20 protein-coding genes and 1 tRNA gene are annotated in these 20,239 nt (G+C 72.7%); 11 read left to right on the plus strand and 10 right to left on the minus strand.

Annotation, left to right across the window (positions count from 1 at the left end; translation table 11 throughout):
- Window positions 1-7: 7 nt before the first annotated feature.
- Window positions 8-81, plus strand: a tRNA-Leu gene (locus KU893_RS15145).
- A gap of 10 nt (window positions 82-91) precedes the next feature.
- Here KU893_RS15145 and KU893_RS15150 read toward each other — a convergent pair.
- Window positions 92-484, minus strand: coding sequence for a RidA family protein (locus KU893_RS15150; RefSeq protein ID WP_218235212.1), 393 nt, complete (start codon window positions 482-484; stop codon window positions 92-94).
- A gap of 90 nt (window positions 485-574) precedes the next feature.
- Here KU893_RS15150 and KU893_RS15155 point away from each other — a divergent pair, with 90 nt between their 5' ends.
- Window positions 575-880 (plus strand): helix-turn-helix domain-containing protein, encoded by a 306-nt coding sequence (locus KU893_RS15155; protein ID WP_218235214.1) that lies wholly within the window; start codon window positions 575-577, stop codon window positions 878-880.
- 1 nt (window position 881) lies between these two features.
- Here the strand turns inward: KU893_RS15155 and KU893_RS15160 are convergent, their stop codons facing one another.
- Complete coding sequence (locus KU893_RS15160) at window positions 882-1,481, minus strand: ClpP family protease (protein WP_218235216.1); 600 nt, start codon at window positions 1,479-1,481, stop codon at window positions 882-884.
- Window positions 1,478-2,110 (minus strand): ClpP family protease, encoded by a 633-nt coding sequence (locus KU893_RS15165; protein ID WP_218235217.1) that lies wholly within the window; start codon window positions 2,108-2,110, stop codon window positions 1,478-1,480. The genes KU893_RS15160 and KU893_RS15165 overlap by 4 nt, the downstream gene beginning before the upstream one ends.
- A 115-nt stretch (window positions 2,111-2,225) precedes the next feature.
- Here KU893_RS15165 and KU893_RS15170 point away from each other — a divergent pair, with 115 nt between their 5' ends.
- The 3 genes from KU893_RS15170 to KU893_RS15180 all read left to right on the plus strand — a co-directional run bounded on the left by KU893_RS15170 (window position 2,226) and on the right by KU893_RS15180 (window position 5,448).
- Window positions 2,226-2,924: an SAM-dependent methyltransferase gene (locus KU893_RS15170; RefSeq protein WP_218235218.1), complete on the plus strand. Its 699-nt coding sequence runs from the start codon at window positions 2,226-2,228 to the stop codon at window positions 2,922-2,924.
- Between the two features lie 55 nt (window positions 2,925-2,979).
- Entirely contained in the window at window positions 2,980-4,479 is a 1,500-nt protein-coding gene (locus tag KU893_RS15175) for a glycoside hydrolase family 5 protein (RefSeq protein ID WP_218235219.1), read from the plus strand.
- Window positions 4,480-4,608: 129 nt separating this feature from the next.
- The gene (locus tag KU893_RS15180; protein WP_218235220.1) at window positions 4,609-5,448 is read left to right on the plus strand and encodes a Bax inhibitor-1/YccA family protein; all 840 of its coding nucleotides are present in this window, start codon (window positions 4,609-4,611) and stop codon (window positions 5,446-5,448) included.
- An 85-nt stretch (window positions 5,449-5,533) separates the two neighbouring features.
- Here KU893_RS15180 and KU893_RS15185 read toward each other — a convergent pair whose 3' ends face one another.
- Window positions 5,534-6,553 (minus strand): SGNH/GDSL hydrolase family protein, encoded by a 1,020-nt coding sequence (locus tag KU893_RS15185; protein ID WP_218235221.1) that lies wholly within the window; start codon window positions 6,551-6,553, stop codon window positions 5,534-5,536.
- Between the two features lie 37 nt (window positions 6,554-6,590).
- Between KU893_RS15185 and KU893_RS15190 the strand changes: the two genes are divergently transcribed.
- Entirely contained in the window at window positions 6,591-7,976 is a 1,386-nt protein-coding gene (locus KU893_RS15190; protein WP_218235222.1) for a cystathionine beta-synthase, read from the plus strand.
- The gene (locus KU893_RS15195) at window positions 7,969-8,472 is read left to right on the plus strand and encodes a GNAT family N-acetyltransferase (RefSeq protein WP_257441399.1); all 504 of its coding nucleotides are present in this window, start codon (window positions 7,969-7,971) and stop codon (window positions 8,470-8,472) included. The genes KU893_RS15190 and KU893_RS15195 overlap by 8 nt, the downstream gene beginning before the upstream one ends.
- Here KU893_RS15195 and KU893_RS23650 read toward each other — a convergent pair.
- Window positions 8,430-9,332, minus strand: a complete 903-nt coding sequence (locus tag KU893_RS23650; protein ID WP_218235223.1) for a GNAT family N-acetyltransferase — start codon at window positions 9,330-9,332, stop codon at window positions 8,430-8,432. The two genes, KU893_RS15195 and KU893_RS23650, sit on opposite strands and share 43 nt — an antisense overlap.
- A 145-nt stretch (window positions 9,333-9,477) precedes the next feature.
- Here KU893_RS23650 and fdxA point away from each other — a divergent pair, with 145 nt between their 5' ends.
- Both fdxA and dapC read left to right on the plus strand, forming a co-directional pair.
- On the plus strand, window positions 9,478-9,804 hold the full coding sequence (gene fdxA / locus KU893_RS15205; protein ID WP_141797961.1) for a ferredoxin: 327 nt from the start codon (window positions 9,478-9,480) through the stop codon (window positions 9,802-9,804).
- Entirely contained in the window at window positions 9,801-10,913 is a 1,113-nt protein-coding gene (gene dapC / locus KU893_RS15210) for a succinyldiaminopimelate transaminase (RefSeq protein WP_218235368.1), read from the plus strand. Before fdxA ends, dapC begins: the two co-directional genes overlap by 4 nt.
- Window position 10,914: 1 nt before the next feature.
- On the opposite strand, the gene KU893_RS15215 is transcribed toward dapC, so the two are convergent.
- Window positions 10,915-11,316: a cupin domain-containing protein gene (locus tag KU893_RS15215; protein WP_218235224.1), complete on the minus strand. Its 402-nt coding sequence runs from the start codon at window positions 11,314-11,316 to the stop codon at window positions 10,915-10,917.
- 63 nt (window positions 11,317-11,379) lie between these two features.
- Between KU893_RS15215 and KU893_RS15220 the strand changes: the two genes are divergently transcribed.
- On the plus strand, window positions 11,380-13,287 hold the full coding sequence (locus KU893_RS15220; RefSeq protein ID WP_218235225.1) for an ATP-binding protein: 1,908 nt from the start codon (window positions 11,380-11,382) through the stop codon (window positions 13,285-13,287).
- Here KU893_RS15220 and KU893_RS15225 read toward each other — a convergent pair.
- Genes KU893_RS15225 through KU893_RS15240 form a run of 4 tightly spaced genes read right to left on the minus strand, consistent with a single transcriptional unit; the run spans window position 13,280 to window position 16,610 of the window.
- The gene (locus tag KU893_RS15225; RefSeq protein ID WP_218235227.1) at window positions 13,280-14,239 is read right to left on the minus strand and encodes a VldE C-terminal domain-containing protein; all 960 of its coding nucleotides are present in this window, start codon (window positions 14,237-14,239) and stop codon (window positions 13,280-13,282) included. The two genes, KU893_RS15220 and KU893_RS15225, sit on opposite strands and share 8 nt — an antisense overlap.
- Window positions 14,240-14,291: 52 nt before the next feature.
- On the minus strand, window positions 14,292-15,230 hold the full coding sequence (gene dapD, locus KU893_RS15230) for a 2,3,4,5-tetrahydropyridine-2,6-dicarboxylate N-succinyltransferase (RefSeq protein WP_218235228.1): 939 nt from the start codon (window positions 15,228-15,230) through the stop codon (window positions 14,292-14,294).
- A gap of 44 nt (window positions 15,231-15,274) precedes the next feature.
- Entirely contained in the window at window positions 15,275-16,069 is a 795-nt protein-coding gene (locus tag KU893_RS15235) for an acyl-CoA thioesterase (protein ID WP_218235229.1), read from the minus strand.
- Between the two features lie 58 nt (window positions 16,070-16,127).
- Window positions 16,128-16,610, minus strand: a complete 483-nt coding sequence (locus tag KU893_RS15240; RefSeq protein WP_218235230.1) for a DinB family protein — start codon at window positions 16,608-16,610, stop codon at window positions 16,128-16,130.
- Between the two features lie 282 nt (window positions 16,611-16,892).
- Between KU893_RS15240 and ileS the strand changes: the two genes are divergently transcribed.
- Window positions 16,893-20,144, plus strand: coding sequence for an isoleucine--tRNA ligase (ileS, locus tag KU893_RS15245; RefSeq protein ID WP_218235231.1), 3,252 nt, complete (start codon window positions 16,893-16,895; stop codon window positions 20,142-20,144).
- The last annotated feature ends 95 nt before the right edge of the window (window positions 20,145-20,239 follow it).

The raw sequence follows: 20,239 nt of genomic DNA on the forward strand, positions 1-20,239 counted from the left end.
AGAAGCCGCCCCCGTATCCCAACCGGCAGAGGAAGCCGCCTTAAAAGCGGCGCAGTCTGGGTTCGAGCCCCAGCGGGGGCACCGACGCGCGTCAGTGGGCGCGGCGTACGGCCAGCGCGTCGATCTCCAACCGCGCGCCGGGCAGCACGAGTCCTGCGACCTGGACCAGCGAGCTCGCGGGTTCGGGAGCATCGCCGAGGAACTCGGTCCGCGCCGTCCGTACGGCGCCCAGGTCGGCCAGGTCGGTGAGGAAGAAGCCGAGCCGCACGAGGTGGGACACGTCGCTTCCGGCGGCGGTCAAGGCGCGGGCGAGGTTCGCGAACACCTGCCGGGCCTGGGCGAGCGGGTCACCGTCACCGACGAGGCGGCCCTCGGTGTCCGCGGGCAGCTGTCCGGAGACCACGACGACCTCGCCGGAGGCGACGACCGCATGGCTGTAGCCGTTGGTGGGCGGCATGCCCTCGGGCCGGGGGAGGTGGATCATGCACCGAGCCTAGGAGGCTGCCGCTTCTGCTCAGGGCAGAACTCTCCGCGGACACCTCGGGCGGGCCGACCCGCCGACCTACGATGAGGCATGGCCGAGGATCGGAACGCGGCGGAGCCGCTGTGGCGGGACCTGGTGGGACGACGGCTGCGCGACCTGCGCCGCGAGCGCGGCGAGACGCTGAGCGAGACTGCGGGCCGGGCCGGCATCTCGCCGCAGTACCTCTCCGAGATCGAGCGGGGCATCAAGGAGCCGAGCAGCGAGATGATCGCCGCGGTCCTCGGGGCGCTGGGGACGACGCTGCTCGACCTCACCACCTCCGTCGCCGGCGACCTCCAGCCGCTCGCCGCTCCCGCCGCGGTCGGCGGCGCCTACGCCCTGGCGCTCGTCGCCTGAGTCACCCCGCGGGACCGCGCTCCTCGATCACGTGGTCGATCAGCCCGTACTCCCGCGCGCCCGCCGCCGTGAACACCCGGTCGTGGTCGGTGTCGGCGCGCAGCGTGGCCGTGTCCTGGCCGGTGTGGCGCGACAGGATCTGCTCGATGTCGGCGCGCACCCGCACCACCTCGTCGGCCTGCAGGATCAGGTCGGGGATGGCGCCGCGGCCCTGGGCGGCGGGCTGGTGCAGGACGACCCGGGCATGGGGGAGCGCCGAGCGCTTGCCGGCCGCGCCGGAGGCGAGCAGCACCGCGCCGACGGCGATCGCCTGACCGATGCAGGTCGTCGCGACCTGCGGGCGGATGAACTGCATGGTGTCGTGCACCGCCAGCATCGCGCTCGGGTCGCCGCCCTCGCAGTTGATGTAGAGCTGGATGTCGCGGTCGGGGTTGTCGGCCTCGAGGTGCAGCAGCTGGGCGACCAGCGAGTTGGCGACGCCCGCGTCGATCGCGGTGCCGAGGTAGACGACCCGCTCGGTGAGCAGGTGCGAGTAGACGTCCATGATCCGCTCGCCGCGCGGGTGCTGGGCGATCACGTTGGGGACCAGGTAGCTGCTCACCGGGTTGCTCCCGCCGGGGCGAAGGTGCCGAGGCCGACGACGGCGCGGCGTGGCGGCGCCAGCACGTCGTACGACTCCACGATCTCGTCGACGAAGCCGTACTCCAGCGCCTGCGCGGCGGAGTACCACCGGTCGTGCAGCGAGTCCTCGAAGACCCGCTCCAGCGGCTGTCCGGTGTCCTCGGCGATCAGGCCGAGCACCGTGTCCCGCGTCTGGCGCAGGTCCTGCGCCTGCAGCTCGATGTCGACGGCGGTGCCGCCGATGCCGGCCGAGCCCTGGTGCATGAGGATCCGGGCATGGGGGAGTGCACGCCGCTTGCCGCGGGTGCCGGAGGAGAGCAGGAACTGACCGGCGCTGCAGGCGATGCCCAGCGCCAGCGTCGCCACGTCGCACGGCACCAGCCGCATCACGTCGCGGATCGCGAGCATCGCCGGCACCGAGCCGCCGGGGGAGTGGATCCACAGCGCGATGTCGGCGCCGGGGTCGTCAGCGGCGAGGCCCACCAGCTGGCTGGTCAGCAGCACGCCGTTGTCGTCGTCGAGGGGGCCGTCGAGGACCAGCACGCGCTGCTGGAGCAGCTCGCGTCGTACGCGGTCGTCGAAGGCGCGGGGTCGGTTGTCGTCGCTCATGAGCCCACTGTCAGCGACGGGCCGGCCGCGGAGAAGGCGGATCCGCCCACGGCGGAGGGACGCTGCTGACGGCAGCGCTTGACTTCATGTCCGCCTGAAGCGGGACAGTGGTCCCATGCACCGTCACGAGCACTCCCACCACGAGCACGACAAGACCCTCGGCGAGCTGCGCGACGCCCTGACCGCCGGCTTCTGGGACGAGCGGTACGGCGGCACCGACCGCGTCTGGAGCGGTCGGCCCAACCAGCGCCTGGTCGAGCAGCTCGACGCCATCCCCGACCTCGCCCCGGGGCGCGCCCTCGACGTCGCCTGCGGCGAGGGTGCCGACGCCGTGTGGCTCGCGAAGCAGGGCTGGCAGGTCACGGCGGTCGACGTGTCGCAGGTGGCGCTGGCCAAGGTCGCCGCGCACGCCGAGGAGGAGGGTGTCGGCGACCGGATCCGGATCGGGTTCTACGACGCCCTCGCCGACCCGCGTCCGGTCGGCCACCACACCTTCGACCTGGTGACGGTCAGCTTCCTGCACGTCCCGCTCCCGGACTTCCCCGCGGTCTACCGCGGGATCGCCGACGCCGTCGCGCCGGGCGGCCGGCTGCTCGTCGTGGCCCACCACCCCGACGACGTCACCACCGGCGCGCGCCACGACCACGGCCCCGGCCTGATGTTCGAGCCGGAGCGGGTCATCGAGACGCTCGGCGCCGACCGGCCCGACAGCCCGTGGGAGGTCGAGGTCGCCGACACGCCCGTCCGGGAGCAGGCCACGCCCGAGGGGCCACTGCGGGTGCGCGACACCGTGGTCCGGCTCCGCAGGCGCTGAGCCGGGCACTGCCGGACGGGTGACGCGGGTCACATGCCTCGGGTATCTTCCGGGCGTGCTCCCTGGAACAGGTTCTACCCGGTCACGGCGGTGGCCCCTGACGCTCGTCGCGGCGCTGCTGGCCCTCGGCGGTCTCGTCGGGCTCGTCGCGGCGGCGCCCGGCGCCGCGGCGGACGACGACGGACCGCCCCAGCTGCGACGCGAGGGCCGCTGGCTGGTCGACGAGCAGGGCCGGGTCGTGATCGTGCACGGGTTCAACCTGGTCTGGAAGCTCGACCCCTACGTCCCGCCGGACTCCGTCGAGGGTTTCCGTGCGGCCGACGCCCGGTGGCTCGCCGAGCACGGGTTCAACGGCGTCCGCCTCGGCACGATGTGGGCGGGCATCACGCCGGACGCGGCGGGCGTGGGCGACCCGTCGTACCGCGCGCGCTGGCAGCGGGTGATGGACCTGCTCGCCGAACGTGGCATCTGGATGCAGCTGGACATGCACCAGGACCAGTGGCACGAGACCTACGGCGGCGAGGGCGTCCCCGACTGGGCCCTGCACCGTCCCGCCGTGCTGGGCCTGCTCCCGGCCGTCAACCTGCCCTTCCCCCTCGGGTACTGGACGCCCGAGAACTCGCTGGTCTTCGACCAGTTCTGGGCCAACCGGTGGGGCGGCATCGACGACTGGGCGGCCGCGTGGCAGGTCGCCGCAGGGTGGTGGAAGGACCAGCCCCGACTGATGGGCTACGACCTGATCAACGAGCCCTGGATGGGGTTGGAGTGGCTGTCCTGCTTCACCGGCGGCTGCGCCGGCGCCTACCAGCGTGAGCTCCAGCCGGCCTACGAGAAGGTCACCCGCGCCATCCGTCAGGTCGACCCCGACAACGTCGTGTGGTGGGAGCCGCAGCAGCTCGCCGCGGGGCGCCCGGTGCCGACGTACCTGCGCCCGATGGCCGGGGAGACCCAGCTCGGCTACTCGTGGCACAACTACTGCCAAGACGTGTTCCTCGAGTCCCAGGGACTGCCCGTCGGCGACGTCGAGAACTGCTGGAAGTTCAGCCGGGAGCGGACCACGACCGCGCTCGCCCAGGCCGCGACGATGCAGGCGGCGCCCCTGATGAGCGAGTGGGGTGCGACCGACAACCCGCGCGCCGTCGAGATCGACGCCGCGGTCGCCGACGAGCACCTCATGGGCTGGACGCACTGGGCCTACAAGCAGTGGCGGGACCCGACCACCGCCGACGACGCGCAGGGCTTGTTCCGCGACGACGCCGACTTCGGCTCGGTCAAGCAGGACAAGCTCCGGCTCCTCGTGCGCACCTATGCCCAGGCCACCGCCGGCACGCCCCTGCAGATGCGCTTCGATCCGGACTCCGGAGCCTTCGCCTACCGCTACCGCTCCAACGGGCTGTCCGCGCCGACGGAGATCTTCGTGAGCCCGCTGCACTACCCGCACGGGTACGACGTGGCGGTCGACGGCGGCCGGTGGGCGCCGGGGACCGCGGGCCGGATCGAGGTCCGGCCCGACGTGCCCGGGCAGGAGGTCACGGTCACGATCACCGCTCGGTGAAGCCTGTCCGGGCTGTCCGGGAACCTTCGGCAACGTCGGGACGTTGCACCAGCATCGAGCCACCTAGACTGTAGGTGGAGGGCAGTCACCCCGGCCGCCCGACAGACTCGCAAGCCTGCGGAGGAGACCATGCAGAGCAACAACCCGGTGTTCCGGCGCTCGGAGGAGTTCAACCGCTCCGGAGCCGCTGCCTACCAGGGCTTCGGCGAGCCGCAGTACGGCGGCGGCTACGCGCAGCCCGGCTACCCGGCGCCCGAGGCCCCCGTCCGCCAGGGTCGGATGACCATCGACTCGGTCGTGCAGACCACCACCATCACGCTCGGCATCACGATCATCGCCGCGGCCGTGACCTGGTTCGCCACCCCGGCGATCGAGTCCACCGAGGCCGTCGGCGTGCTGAGCGCCGCGATGATCGTCGGCTCGGGCGCGGCGTTCATCCTGTCGCTGGTCAACTCCTTCAAGCGGGTCGTCAGCCCCGCGCTGGTGATGGCCTTCGCCGTCGCCGAGGGCGTCGCCCTGGGCGCCCTGAGCAAGTTCTACGACGCGATGTTCCCCAGCGACCAGTACGGCGGCATCGTCGTGCAGGCGGTCGTCGGCACCTTCGCGGCCTTCGCGGGCACGCTGGCGGCGTACAAGTTCTTCGACATCCAGGTCGGCCAGAAGTTCCGCACCTTCGTGATCGCGGCGATGTTCGGCATGGTCGCCCTGAGCCTGATGGAGCTCGTGCTCGGCCTCTTCGGCAGCCAGATGGGCCTGTTCGGCTTCGGCCCGCTCGGCCTGATCTTCGCGGTCGGCGGCCTCGTCCTCGGCGTGTTCATGCTGATCCTCGACTTCGACTTCGTCGAGCAGGGCATCCGCAACGGCATTCCGGAGCGCGAGTCGTGGCGCGCGTCCTTCGCGCTGCTGGTCAGCCTGGTCTGGATCTACACCAACCTGCTGCGGATCCTCGCGATCCTCCAGCAGGACTGATCCTCTTCGCGCACGCCTCGTCGCTGCGCGCCCACGGCCCCGGCTCCACCTCGGTGGGGTCCGGGGCCGGGGGGTTTTCGGCAGGTCAGGCGGGGTCGGGTGCGCTCTCGTGCAGCTCGGGCGCCTCGCCGGGAACGTGCTTGCGCGAGCGGCGGTGCCGCAGCTCGACCCACAGGCCGCGGACGCCGGCCCGGCGGCCGCCGACCTCGGTGCCGCCCAGCTCGGTGCCGGGCTCGTTGACGGCCTGGACCGCCGCGCGGGTCACCGGCAGCACGCCCTCACCGCGGAACGCCTCGAGACCGGCCTCCTCCGGCGCCTGCTCCAGGGAGGCCAGGACCGACGGGACCAGCACGCCGGCGAGCGCCCGGTAGCCCTCGGCCGAGGGGTGGAACTGGTCGGGACCGAACAGAAGCGCCGGAGCGGCGGCGAACTCGGGTCCCAGGATGTCGCCGAGCGAGACGGTCCGCCCACCTTCCTCGACCACGGCGATGGTCTGCGCGGCGGCGAGCCGGCGGGACCAGGCGCGGGCGACCTGGCGCAACGGGGGAGCGATCGGCTGGATCGTGCCGAGGTCGGGGCAGGTGCCGACGACCACGGTGGCGCCGGCGGCGGTGAGCCGGCGTACCCCCTCGGCGAGCGCGCGCACCGAGTGGGAGGGGCGCACGGTGTGGGTGACGTCGTTGCCGCCGATCAGGATGACCGCGACCTCGGGCTCGATGGGCAGGGCCCGGTCGACCTGGGCGGCGAGGTCGGAGGACTTGGCGCCGACGACGCAGAACTCACGCAGGTAGACACGCCGGTCGGCGTGCTCGGCGACGGCAGTTCCGATCAGGGCGCCCGGCGTTTCCTCCACCCGCTCGACGCCGTAGCCGGCGGCGCTGGAGTCGCCCAGGACCGCGATCCGGACGGCCGGGCCGGGGCGGCCGCGGCCGTACCAACCGGTCGCGTCAGGCGGCGGCTCGTCCCGTGCGGGGCCGATCGTCTTGCGGGCGAGCCGCGCCTCGGCGGACAGCACCCCGTAGAGACCGGCGCCGAGAGCGGAGAGCCCGCCCCCGCCGTACAGCGCGGCGGCGGCGAGCTTGCGGGCTGCGGACGCCTTGCTCACGGCGGCAACTCTACGGATCCACCGATACGGTGGGGGCATGGAGTACGTCGAGTCCCTGCTGGAGCTGATCGGCAACACCCCGCTGGTCCGGCTCAACCGTTCCCTCGACCTGCCCGCCGACGGACCGTTGGTGCTGGCCAAGGTGGAGTACCTCAACCCCGGCGGTTCGGTGAAGGACCGGATCGCCACCCGGATGATCGAGGCCGCCGAGGCATCCGGCGCCCTGCGGCCCGGCGGCACGATCGTCGAGCCGACGTCCGGCAACACCGGGGTCGGGCTGGCGATGCTGGCCCAGCAGAAGGGCTATCAGTGCATCTTCGTGTGCCCAGACAAGGTGAGCGAGGACAAGCGCAACGTCCTCAAGGCGTACGGCGCCGAGGTGGTCGTCTGCCCGACGGCCGTCGCGCCCGAGCACCCCGACTCCTACTACAACGTGTCGGACCGGCTCGCCAGCCAGCCCGGCGCGTGGAAGCCCGACCAGTACTCCAACCCCCACAACCCGCGCTCCCACTACGAGGAGACCGGCCCGGAGCTGTGGCGCCAGACCGAGGGCCGGATCACCCACTTCGTCGCCGGCGTCGGCACCGGCGGCACCATCTCCGGCATCGGCCGCTACCTCAAGGAGCAGAACCCCTCGGTCCAGGTGATCGGCGCCGACCCGGCCGGCTCTGTCTACTCGGGCGGCACCGGCCGTCCCTACCTCGTCGAGGGCGTCGGGGAGGACTTCTGGCCCGAGACCTACGACCGCGGCGTGGCCGACCGGATCATCGAGGTCTCCGACGCCGACTCGTTCGCGTTCACCCGCCGCCTCGCCCGCGAGGAGGCCCTGCTGGTGGGCGGCTCCTCCGGCATGGCGGCGTACGCCGCGCGCCAGCTCGCCCACGAGCTCGCCGCGGAGGGGAAGAACGACGCCGTCGTCGTCGTGCTGCTGCCCGACTCCGGGCGCGGCTACCTCAGCAAGGTCTTCAACGACGACTGGCTGGCCCAGTACGGCTTCAGCACCGGCCAGCCGAGCCCGGCCCAGACCGTCGGCGAGGTGCTGAGCAGCAAGTCCCAGGGCATGCCCGCGCTCGTGCACACGCACCCCAACGAGACCATCGCCGAGGCGGTGCAGATCCTGCAGGAGTACGGCGTCTCGCAGATGCCCGTCGTGCGCGCCGAGCCGCCGATCGTGGCGGCCGAGGTCGCCGGCTCGGTCTCCGAGCGCGCGCTGCTCGACGCGCTGTTCACCGGCAAGGCGAAGCTGACCGACTCCGTCGAGCAGCACATGTCGGCGGCGCTGCCGACGATCGGCTCGACCGAGGACGCGACGGCCGCCGTACCGCTGCTGGAGTCCGCGGACGCCGTGCTGGTCCACGAGGACGGCAAGCCGGTCGGGGTGCTCACCCGGCACGACCTGCTCAACTTCCTCGCGCGTGGCTGACGCGGCCGAGCTGACCGGGCTGGTCCGGGCGGCGACGCCGCAGGACGTTCCCGACGTCCTCCGGCTGATCCGTGCGCTCGCGGAGTACGAGCGCGAGCCGGACGCGGTCGAGACCACCGAGGACGATCTGCAGCGTTGGCTGTTCGGGCCGGACCCGGTGGCCAACGTCCTCGTCGCCGAGTCCGGCGGCCCGGGGAGCACGGTCGTCGGCATGGCGCTGTGGTTCCGCACCTTCTCGACCTGGACCGGCACCCCGGGGATCTACCTCGAGGACCTCTTCGTGCAGCCCGACCAGCGGGGGAGCGGGCTGGGCAAGGCGCTGCTCACGGCGCTCGCCCGGGTCGCGGTCGAGCGCGGCTACCGCCGCGTCGAGTGGGCGGTGCTGGACTGGAACACCCCGTCCATCGAGTTCTACGAGTCCCTCGGCGCCCGGCCGATGCAGGAGTGGACGACCTACCGGCTGACCGGCCAGGCGCTCGCCGACCTCGGGGCGTAGTAGCGGCAGGTGTGGTGGGCCGCGAAGCCCAGCGCCTCCCAGAACGCCCGCCCGCCGGGGTTGTCGGTCTCGACGTGCAGCCACGCGGTCAGCGCGCCCTGCTCGGCCGCCCATCCGAGGAGCTCGCCCACGACCGCCGTCGCCAGGCCCCGGCGACGGTGCGCCAGGTCGACGGTGACGCCGTGCAGGCCGACCCAGTCGCCGTCGACGCCGGCCTGCGCCTCGGCCACCGGGTCGCACCCGGCGTCCACCGAGGCGACCGCGCGCGAGCCGTCGACGCCGATCTCGACCTCGTGCCTCGCCGCGGGCAGGGAACGCCGCAGCCGGGCCACCGAGGCGAGCAGGAAGTCGGACTCGCCGTACTCCAGGCGCTGCCAGCCCGCGCCCACGAACGCCTCCTCGAGCGCCGAGCCCGCCTCGACCTGCACCAGCGGGTCGCGGCCGCGAGCGGCGTAGAACGCCTCGACGGCGGCCAGCGCCTCGGGGAACGGTCGGTCGGGGTCACCCATCGCCAGACACGAGTTGGCGCGCTTGAGCAGCCGTCCGGCCGGCGCGCGCTCCGAGCGCAGCTCCCACTCCCCGAGCGGCTCCCGGTCGACGGTGGGCCACAGCCCGCCGGTCCGCGCCTCCGCGTCGCGCACGCTCACCCGCAGCCGGGCCGCCGGGCGGGGCGGGACCGGCTTGCCGGACACGATGTCGGCGATCGCGATCCTCGCCGCGGCCCCCGTCTCGGGCTGGACCACGCAGACGCCGTCGCCCCACGCCAGACAGGTGCCGAGCAGATCGGTGAACGCCGGCCCGCCGCTCGGCCCGGTCTCGCCGCGCACCAGGCGCCGGACGACGACGCGCTGGCCCACCACGTGGGGACCGAGCAGATGCTGGCCCGGCTCGTGTCCATTTTCCTGGGGTCCTGGCGCGTCCGGCACGACCGGGATACTAGGCTGAGCCTCGACACGAAACACTTTCGTGTCGAGCATCCGCGCTCGTTGGTCTCAGGAGGAATCGATGACCTACGTCATCTCGCAGCCGTGCGTCGACGTCAAGGACCGTGCGTGCGTCGACGAGTGTCCCGTCGACTGCATCTACGAGGGCAAGCGGATGCTCTACATCCACCCCGACGAGTGCGTCGACTGTGGTGCCTGTGAGCCGGTCTGCCCGGTGGAGGCGATCTTCTACGAGGACGACGTCCCGGAGGAGTGGAAGGACTACTACGACGCCAACGTGAAGTTCTTCGACGACCTCGGCTCGCCCGGCGGTGCCGCCAAGATGGGTGAGATCGACAAGGACGCCGAGTTCATCGCTGCGCTCGAGCCGCAGAACCAGGACCACTGAACACCGCGGTCTCGGGCCGGCTGCCCGACTTCCCCTGGGACAAGCTGACCCAGTACGCCGCGCAGGCGCGTGAGCATGCCGACGGGATCGTCGACCTGTCGATCGGTACGCCGGTCGACCCGACGCCCGAGGTGGCCCGCGCCGCGCTGGCGGCGGCGGTCGACGCCCCGGGGTACCCGCTGACCGTCGGCACCCCCGAGGTCCGCCAGGCCGTCGTCGACTGGCTGGCCGGCACCCACGGGGTGACCGGGCTGGGCCTGGACCAGGTCCTGCCGCTGATCGGCTCCAAGGAGTTCATCGCCTCGGTGCCGACGTACCTCGGCCTCGGGCCGGGCGACCTGATCGGCTACCCGGCGCTGGCCTACCCGACCTACGAGGTCGGCGCCGCGCTGGTCGGTGCGAGGGCCGTCGCCACCGACGCGCTCACCAGCTTCGGTCCTGAGACCCCGAAGCTGCTGTGGGTCAACTCGCCCTCGAACCCCTCCGGCCGGGTGCTCCCGAAGGAGCACCTCAAGAAGGTCGTCGACTGGTGCCGTGAGCGCGGGGTGCTGCTCGTCTCCGACGAGTGCTACCTCGACTGCGTCTGGGAGGGCGAGGCCCTCTCGGTGCTGCACCCCGAGATCTGCGGCGGGTCGAGCGAGGGCATCCTGGTCGTCCACTCGCTGTCCAAGCGCTCCAACCTCGCCGGCTACCGCTGCGCGTTCGTCGCGGGTGACCGCGACGTGATCGCCGAGCTGCTCGCGGTCCGCAAGAACATGGGCCTGATGATGCCCGCGCCCCAGCAGCACGCCATGGCTGCCGTGCTCGGCGACGAGGCGCACGTCGAGGAGCAGCACGAGCGCTACCGCGCGCGTCGTACGACGCTGCGGGCGGCGCTCGAGGCCGCGGGCTACACGATCGAGCACTCCGAGGCGTCGCTGTACCTGTGGACCACGAAGGGCCCCGACGGCCCAGACTGCTGGCAGCTGGTCGCCGACCTCGCAGCCCAGGGCATCCTGGTCGCGCCCGGGGCGTTCTACGGCGCGGCCGGCTCCCACCATGTCCGGATCGCGTTGACCGCGACCGACGAGCGGATCGCCGCCGCGGCCGAGCGCCTCACGCGGGCCTGAGCTACCCCACGGGCTGCGCGGGGATCGTCGCCAGCACCTCGAGCATGTGGTTCATGACCGCGAGGTGCTCGGCGGCTGGGCTGAACATGATCAGCTCGGTGTCCTCCTCGACCCGGACCGTGTGCCCGGCCGGCCAGTGCACGACCTCGCCGGCCGCGCAGGTCTCCGTCGAGCCGTCGCCGTAGGTCACCACGACGCGGCCGCTGACCAGGTAGCCCCAGTGGGCGGCGAAGCACAGCCCGTCGTCGAGTCCGGCGAGCAGCGGTGCGATGTCGACCCCGGCGGCGAGCCGCAGGTGCTCGGCGGCCAGCGGCCCGTGTGCGGCGCCGAAGTCGCCCAGGTGCCGGGCGGTGGCACCCAGGGCGTTCATCTTGATCGGGAGGTCGCGGGTCTTCACGTGCATGACGGTTCCTTCCTCGGGAGACGACTCACCCCGGAGGCGTGACAACCGGTGTCACAATGCGACATGGCCCCGGACGAGCTCGAGCGGCAGGCGTTCGAGCGCTACGCCGCGGGCGACCTCGAGGGCGCGGTCACGGCGTGGGAGCAGCTGTACGACGTCCAGCTGGCCGCCGGCGAGACGGGAGCCGCCGCGCGGGCGGGCGCGCTGGTCGCGCTCAACCTGCTCTGCGAGACCGGCCTGCTCGCGCCCGTGCGGGGCTGGGTCGCGCGGGTGCGCCGGCTGGTCGGCGAGGATCCGCCGGGTCCGGTGCACGCCCTGCTCGCGATCATCCGCACCTACGAGCGCTTCCTCTCCGGAGACCCGGACAGCGCGCTCGAACCGGCCCGCGAGGCGGTCGCCCTGGGCGAGGAGTTCGGCGTCGACCCGGCGCGCGGGCTCGGCCGGGTGGCGCTGGCCCGGCTCGCCATCCACCGCGGCGAGGTCGACGAGGGCATCGACCTGCTCGACGAGCTCGCCGTGGACCTCGCGGCCGGCACGTTCGACCCGCTGACCACCGGCAACGTCTACTGCGAGCTGATCTGCGCCGCGCTCTGGCTCGGCCGCCACGACCGGGCCCGCGAGTGGACCGACGTCATGGAGCGCTGGCGGCACGGCCCGGCCTTCGGCGCCACCCACGGGCGTTGCCGGGTGCACCGCGCCGAGCTGTTGCGGTTCTCCGGGCCGGCGGACGCCGCCGAGCAGGAGGCGCTGGCCGCGTGTGCGCAGCTGCGACCCTGGTTGCGCCGCGAGTACGGCTGGCCGCTGGTCGAGCTCGGCAACATCCGGCTGCGCCGCGGCGACCTCGACGGCGCGGAGGCGGCCTTCCGCGAGGCCCACGAGCACGCCTGGTCGCCCCAACCCGGGCTGGCGCTGGTGCGGCTGGCTCGCGGCGACGTCGCCGGCGCCGCCGCGATGGTTCGCGACGAGGTCGCGCACCCGATGGACGTCCCGTGGAAGGAGCGCCCGCCGTTCGGGGACCTGCGTCTGGTGCCGCTGCTCGCCGCGCAGGCAGAGATCGCCGTGGCCGGGGACGACCCCGCGGCGGCCGAGCAGGTGGCTGCCGAGCTGGAGCGGATCGTCGCCCGCTACCCCAGCGCCGCGCTGCACGCGGACGCCGCGCTCGCCCGGGCCCGCGCAGCCCTCCTCGGCGCCGATCCCTCGCTGGCCGTCGGCCCGGCCCGGGCCGCGGTCGCTGCGTGGACAGAGCTCGACGCCCCGTACGACGCGGCCTGCGCGCGCGTCGTGCTCGGGCAGGCGCACCGGGCGCTCCGCAACGACGACCTGGCGCGCCTGGAGTGGGAGGCCGCGGCGGCGGCCTTCGCCGCGTTCGGTGCCGCCGGCCGGGTCACCGAGGTGGCCGGCCTGCTGGGGGAGCGGCTCACCCCGACGCCCGGTCGCACCGCGACCCTGGTCCGCGACGGGGACCGGTGGCGGATCGGATACGCCGGCGTCGAGGCATGGGTGCCCGATCTCAAGGGCGTGCACCTGCTCGCCGCCCTCCTGGCCAGCCCCGGCCGGGAGGTGCACGTCCTCGACCTGGCCGGAGCCGGCGTCGTCCAGGCCGGGCTTCCGGTCCTGGACGACGAGGCGCGGGCGTCCTACCGGCGCCGCCTGAGGGAGGTCGAGGCCGACGTGGCCGAGGCCGAGCGCGACCACGACGAGGCGCGGCGGCAGCTGGCCGAGCGGGACCGCGACTACCTGCTCGCCGAGCTCGCCGGCGCGGTCGGCCTCGGCGGCCGGGCGCGGGTCACCGGCGGCACCGCCGAACGGGCGCGGACCAGTGTCACCCGCTCACTGCGCTACGCCCTGGCCCGGATCGCCGAGGTACATCCCGAGATCGGCGGCCACCTGAGCCGCGCCGTGCGCACCGGCGCCTGCTGCAGCTACGCTCCGGACCCGGTGGTGCCCCTGACCTGGGAGGTCGTCACCTGAACACGTCGACGTGCACGTGGTCGCGGTGCTCGAGCACGGCGCGATCGCCCGACGACGACGGTGGGTCGTAGTCGCGCCAGCCCTCACGCCCCGCGGTCCAGATCCGGTCGTCGAAGATGACCGTGCGGATCCCGAGCCGTGCGGCGTTGGCGACCGACCAGTGCGCGATCGCCCAGCCCTTCACGTTGTTCGCCGTGGTCACGGGGCGCACGAACACGTCGACCGCGCGGCCGTCGTAGTGCGCCGAGCCCTCCATGTGCCCCGATGACACGCCGTCCGGCTCGAACCCGCCGAGCTGCAGCCGCCCGAAGCGGGTGAGCAGCTCCTTGCGCACGGCCTCCGCGCGCGGGGTCAGCCCGCTCGCGACCAGCTCGGCGTCGGCGGTCGGGGCGCCTCCGGCGAGGTCGCAGCTGAAGGTGGCGGGGGAGTGGCCGGACAGGGCGGAGGCCAGCGCGCGGCCGTCGGCCTCGTGGTCGGCGTACGCGTCGGGGAAGGCGGAGCGCTGCACCTCCTGGGCCGCGACCGTGATCTCCATGGTCTGGTAGCCGTCGACCTTCACCAGCGCGTCGTAGAACGCGTTGGTCGCGTACTCCGGGTCGAGGATCTGCTTGCGGGTGCCCCAGCCCTGTGACGGGCGCTGCTGGAACAGGCCGAGCGAGTCCCTGTCGCCGTAGTCGATGTTGCGCAGCTTCGACTCCTGGTACGCCGTCGCGAGGGCGATCGAGGTGGCGCGGGCCGGCAGCCCCCGGCGTACGGCGATCGAGGCGATCAGCGCCGCGTTCTCGGCCTGCTCGCCACTGACGTCGACCCGGTGGTCGGCCACGGTGACGGTGCAGTCGCCGCTCGGGCCGCCGACCAGCTCGTCGGTCGCGCGGAGCACGCCGATGCCGATCGCCACCGCGGTCGCGAGGACCGTGACGGCGACGACGACCCCCCACGCCCTGCGCTTCACGGAACCAGTGTGCGGGGGCGGTGGTGACGCGCGGGTGCGACGAGCAGCGCGCTCAGTTGGCGTGCAGCGCGGCGTTGAGGGCGATGCCCTCGCCCTGCCACGGGACCGCCTCGATCGCGCCGGACACCGAGTTGCGGCGGAACAGCACGTTGCTGGCGCCCGACAGCTCGGCGGCCTTGACCACCCGGGCGTCCTTGCCGGGCTCGAGCACGGTGATCTTGGTGCCGGCCGTGACGTAGCAGCCCGCCTCGACGACGCAGTCGTCGCCCAGCGAGATGCCGATGCCGGCGTTCGCGCCGAGCAGGCAGCGCTCGCCGACCGAGATGACCTGCTTCCCGCCGCCGGACAGGGTGCCCATGATCGAGGCGCCACCGCCGATGTCGGAGCCGTCGCCCACGACGACGCCCGCCGAGATGCGGCCCTCGACCATCGAGGTGCCGAGCGTGCCGGCGTTGAAGTTCACGAAGCCCTCGTGCATCACCGTGGTGCCGGCGGCGAGGTGGGCACCCAGCCGGACCCGGTCGGCGTCGGCGATCCGGACACCCGCCGGGATCACGTAGTCGACGAGTCGCGGGAACTTGTCCACGCCGTAGACGGTGACGTGCTGGCCCGCCGCCTGCAGCCGCAGGCGGGTGGCCTCGAAGCCCTCGACGGCGCACGGGCCCGCCGAGGTCCACACGACGTTGGTCAGCAGGCTGAAGACACCCTCGAGGCTCTGGCCGTGCGGCTCGACGAGCCGGTGGGAGAGCAGGTGGAGGCGCAGCCACACGTCGACCGTGTCGGCCGGCGCGAGCGCCAGGTCGGCGATCTCGACCAGGTTGACCTTGCGGGTGACACCGCGCGCCTCGTCGGCACCCTCGAGCGCGACCAGCTCGGCGGGAGCCTGGGCGTCGGCGGGCTTCTCGCCCAGGGCGGGTGCGGGGAACCAGGTGTCGAGAACGGTCTGGTCGGCGGCGTAGGTCGTCAGGCCGAAGCCCCAAGCGGCAGTCACGTGAGGAGATTCTAGGCGTCGGGACGGCCTGCCGGTTCCCCGGCTCAGCCCTCGGCGAGGATCGCCAGCTGGCGGCCCTGGGCGATCAGCCGGCCCTGCTCGTCCCACAGCTCGACGTCCTCGTCGTGGTAGCCGGCGATGACGTGGCGGGTGGTGACGTGGCCCAGCGCCCACACGGTGTCGGGGCGGCGGCGGTAGTGGACGGTGAGCTGGATGGTGGCCGAGGCGAGGTGCCCGATCTCGGCGGTCACGGGCGGGAACGCGTCGATCATCGCGCCCGCCAGCAGCGCGTCGACCGCGCGCTCGTCGACCGCGCGGATCCAGCACAGCGACTCCGTGACGCCGGTGGGCTCGCCGCGCAACCAGCCGGCGACGACCGGCGCGCGGTAGCTGTAGCGGTCGAGGATCGGCACCATCCCGGCCGGGATCAGCTCGCTGGCGTCGGCGCAGTCCTCGGGCCGGGGTACGACGGGCGCGGCGTGCGGCGTGTGCTCGACGGTCCCGGTGGCGTCCCAGTCGTGGGTGCTCACGACGGCGTGCGCGACCTCCTTGCCGGACTGGACGAGCACGGCGTCGTACGTCGACACGCGGCGGCCCTTGCGCACCTCGCGGACCCGGATGTCGGCGGGGCCGGGGAGCGCGGGGCGGAAGTAGGTGATCGAGATGCTCAGCGCGTCCGGGTGGGCCGACTCCTGGAGCACGGCGTGCTGCAGCAGGGCCAGCACGTAGCCGCCGTTCGGGGTCTGGTTGGCGGTGTTCCAGTCGGCCGTGACCTGGACCCGGTGCACGCCGTCGCCGAGTGGCTCCGACGCCACGGCGTCGTCGAGGAGGTGGCTCACCCTTCCATCGTGCCGGAGCGAGCCGGCGGCGACGACGTGGCGCTCGTCACCCGAGGTCTCACTCGCCGGTGACGCCGTCGATGCACTCGCGCAGCAGGTCGGCGTGCCCGCAGTGGCGGGCGTACTCCTCGACCATGTGGAGCAGGATGTCGCGGATGCTGCTCGTCTCGGTGCCCTGCCGGAAGGTCACCACCCGGCCCAGCCCCTCGTCGCTCTGCCGGTCCAGCCAGGCATCGGCCAGCGCGACCTGCTCGCGCCACGCCGCCCACGCCTCGTTCACGGCCGCCTCGGTCGGCTCGACGACGGCGAACCCGGCGTCCCCGTCGTCGTATATGCGCTCGCCCTCGACCTCAATGAGCGCCCGCTGGAACCAGAAGTGCTCCACCCGGGCCAGGTGGCGGACCAGGCCCAGCAGGCTCATCGAGCTGGGCGGCACCGAGCGGGTCGCCATCTGCTCGGGCGCCAGGCCGGCGCACTTGCGCTCGAGGGTCTGGCGATAGTGGGTGAGGTACTCGCGCAGGTTCGCCAGCTCGCCGGTCATGGATCCACCGTAGGGCCGGGCGCAATCCGGTTTCCGGTACGGCGGCCGCTCGCCGTACGCTGGGGGCAGAAGCGTTCGAGCCGTCATCAGCGGCGAGCTCCGGGCAGAAAGCCGCCAGCAGCCAGCGGGGGCGAGTAGAACCCGGCGGGCAGGCCCGTCACAGCCGTGAACGAAGTGGCCCCGAGCCGGGGCAAGCAGGGTGGTACCGCGGTCCTCCAGGATCGTCCCTGGGTTTCGACAAGTTCGACCAACGAAATCCGAGACGCAGGAGACCGAAGCCCGATGACCTATCCGAAGGTCACCACCGACCCGACCGCCGGCCCGACGGCCGAGCACCGTTCCGTGCCGAGCTCCCCGCGGTTCCCCCGCATCGAGGAGGGCGTGCTCGCCTACTGGGCCGAGGACGACACCTTCCGCGCCTCGGTCGAGCAGCGCGACCCCGGCGCCCACGGCGAGAACGAGTTCGTCTTCTACGACGGCCCCCCGTTCGCCAACGGCCTGCCGCACTACGGCCACCTGCTGACCGGGTACGTCAAGGACATCGTGCCGCGCTACCAGACGATGCGCGGCAAGCGCGTCGAGCGCCGCTTCGGCTGGGACACCCACGGCCTGCCCGCCGAGCTCGAGGCGATGCGCCTCAACGGCATCAAGACCACCGACGAGATCGTCGAGATGGGCATCGACAAGTTCAACGACGCCTGCCGTGCGTCGGTGCTCAAGTACACCGGCGAGTGGCGCGACTACGTCACCCGCCAGGCGCGCTGGGTGGACTTCGACAACGACTACAAGACCATGAACCCCGAGTTCATGGAGTCGGTGCTGTGGGCCTTCAAGAGCCTGTTCGACAAGGGCCTGGTCTACGAGGGCTTCCGCGTCCTGCCCTACTGCTGGAACGACGAGACGCCGCTGTCCAACCACGAGCTGCGGATGGACGACGACGTCTACCAGATGCGGCAGGACCCGGCGGTCACCGTCGGCTTCGAGATCACGACCCCTGGTGAGTTCCAGGGCGCCAAGCTGCTGATCTGGACCACGACCCCGTGGACCCTGCCGAGCAACCTCGCGGTGATGGTCGGCTCCGAGATCGACTACGTCGTCGTCGAGCGCGACGGCGAGCGGTTCGTGCTGGCCCAGGCCCGGCTATCGGCGTACGCCCGCGAGCTCGGGGACGAGCCGACGATCACCTGGCAGGGCACGGGAGCCGACCTGCTCGGCCTGACCTACGCCCCGCCGTTCTCCTACTTCGCCGATCACGAGAACGCCTTCCGCGTCGTGGCCGCCGACGAGGCCGTCACCACCACCGACGGTTCGGGCCTGGTGCACAGCGCCGGCGCCTTCGGTGAGGTCGACAAGGAGGTGACCGACCGCGAGGGCATCGAGCCGGTCATGCCGGTCGGCAAGGACGGCCGGTTCACGGCGCCCGTCACCGAGTACGCCGGGATGCTGGTCTTCGACGCCAACCCGCACATCATCGAGGACCTCAAGAACCGCACCGCCGCGGTCACCCCCGGCACGGTGCTGCTGCGCCGCGAGACCTACGACCACTCCTACCCGCACTGCTGGCGCTGCCGCGAGCCCCTGATCTACAAGGGCGTGAGCAGCTGGTTCGTCGAGGTCACCGCGTTCAAGAAGCGGATGGCCGAGCTCAACCAGGAGATCCGCTGGGTCCCCGAGCACATCAAGGACGGCCAGTTCGGCAAGTGGGTCGACAACGCCCGCGACTGGTCGATCACCCGCAACCGGTTCTGGGGATCGCCCGTCCCGGTGTGGAAGTCCGACGACCCGGCCTACCCCCGCATCGACGTCTACGGCTCCTTCGAGGAGATCGAGCGCGACTTCGGGCGGCTCCCGCTCAACGCACAGGGCCAGCCCGACCTGCACCGCCCCTGGATCGACGACCTGACCCGGCCCAACCCGGACGACCCGACCGGGCGGTCGACGATGCGCCGCGTCGCCGACGTCCTCGACGTGTGGTTCGACTCCGGCTCGATGAGCTTCGCCCAGGTGCACTACCCCTTCGAGAACAAGGAGTGGTTCGCCGGCACTGAAGACGGCTCCGCCGTGGGGCACTTCCCGGCCGACTTCATCGTCGAGTACATCGGCCAGACCCGCGGCTGGTTCTACACGCTGCACATCCTGGCGACCGCGCTCTTCGACAAGCCGGCGTTCTCGTCGTGCATCAGCCACGGCATCGTGCTGGGCTCCGACGGCAACAAGATGTCGAAGTCGCTGCGCAACTACCCCGACGTCTCGGAGGTCTTCGACCGCGACGGCGCCGACGCGATGCGCTGGTTCCTCATGGCCTCGCCGATCCTGCGCGGCGGCAACCTCGTCGTCACCGAGCAGGGCATCCGCGACGCCGTGCGCCAGGTGATGATCCCGCTGTGGAACACGTGGTACTTCTTCGCGCTCTACGCCAACGCCGAGCAGTACGACGCCACGGGGCGCACCGACTCCACCGACCCGCTCGACCGGTACCTGCTCGCCAAGACCCGGCAGTACGTCGAGAAGCTCACCGCCGAGCTCGACGACTACGCGATCGCCGATGCCTGCGAGACCACCCGGTCCTTCCTCGACGTGCTGACGAACTGGTACGTCCGCCGCTCGCGCGAGCGGTTCTGGGAGGGCAAGCTGGAGGCGTTCGAGACCCTCGCCGCCGTCCTCGACGTCGTGTGCCGCGCCGTCGCCCCGCTGCTGCCGCTGACCACCGAGGAGATCTGGCGCGGCCTGACCGGCGGCCGCTCGGTGCACCTCGCCGACTGGCCCGACGTCTCGGGCCTGCCGGCCGATGCCGCCCTGGTCGAGGCGATGGACGAGGTGCGCGAGGTGTGCTCGACCACCTCCGCGCTGCGCAAGGCCGCCAAGCTGCGCAACCGGCTGCCGCTCGCGCAGCTCACGGTCGTCGTGGCCGACCCGGCGGCGCTGGAGCCGTTCGCCGAGATCGTCGCCGACGAGCTCAACCTGAAGGCGGTGCGGCTCGTGGGTGCGGACTCCGACGAGGCCGCCGGCTACGGCGTCGAGCAGAAGCTCACCGTCAACGCCCGTGCCGCCGGCCCCCGCCTCGGCAAGGACGTCCAGCTCGCCATCAAGGGCTCGAAGTCCGGCGACTGGTCGGTCGACGCGTCCGGTGCCGTGGTCGCCGGCGGGCTGGCCCTGGTCGAGGGCGAGTACACGCTCGAGACCGTCGCCGGAGACGCTGCCGAGGGCACGGCGACCGGCATGCTGCCCGGCGGTGGCTTCGTCGTCCTCGACACGGTCGTCACCCCCGAGCTCGCCGAGGAGGGCCTGGCCCGCGACCTGGTCCGCGCCGTCCAGCAGGCGCGGCGCGACGCCGACTTCCAGGTCACCGACCGGATCGAGCTCACCATCGCCGGCCCCGCGCCGGTGTTGGCCGCGGCCCGCGCCCACGAGGCCCTGATCGCGGGGGAGACCCTGGCGACGTCGTACACGGTGACCGAGGAGGTGCCGGCCGGCGCGAGCGAGGTCGCCGTCGGCGAGGGAGAGAAGGCCGCGATCACGGTCGAGCTGGCCTGACCCGGCCCCGCCCGACCCGGCATCGCCGAGGGCCGGTCACGACCCGGACGGTCGTGACCGGCCCTCGTGGTTCCTGGCCGGTCCGGGCGCGCGAC

Source organism: Nocardioides daeguensis, assembly GCF_019192965.1.
GTDB classification, from domain to species: domain Bacteria; phylum Actinomycetota; class Actinomycetes; order Propionibacteriales; family Nocardioidaceae; genus Nocardioides; species Nocardioides daeguensis.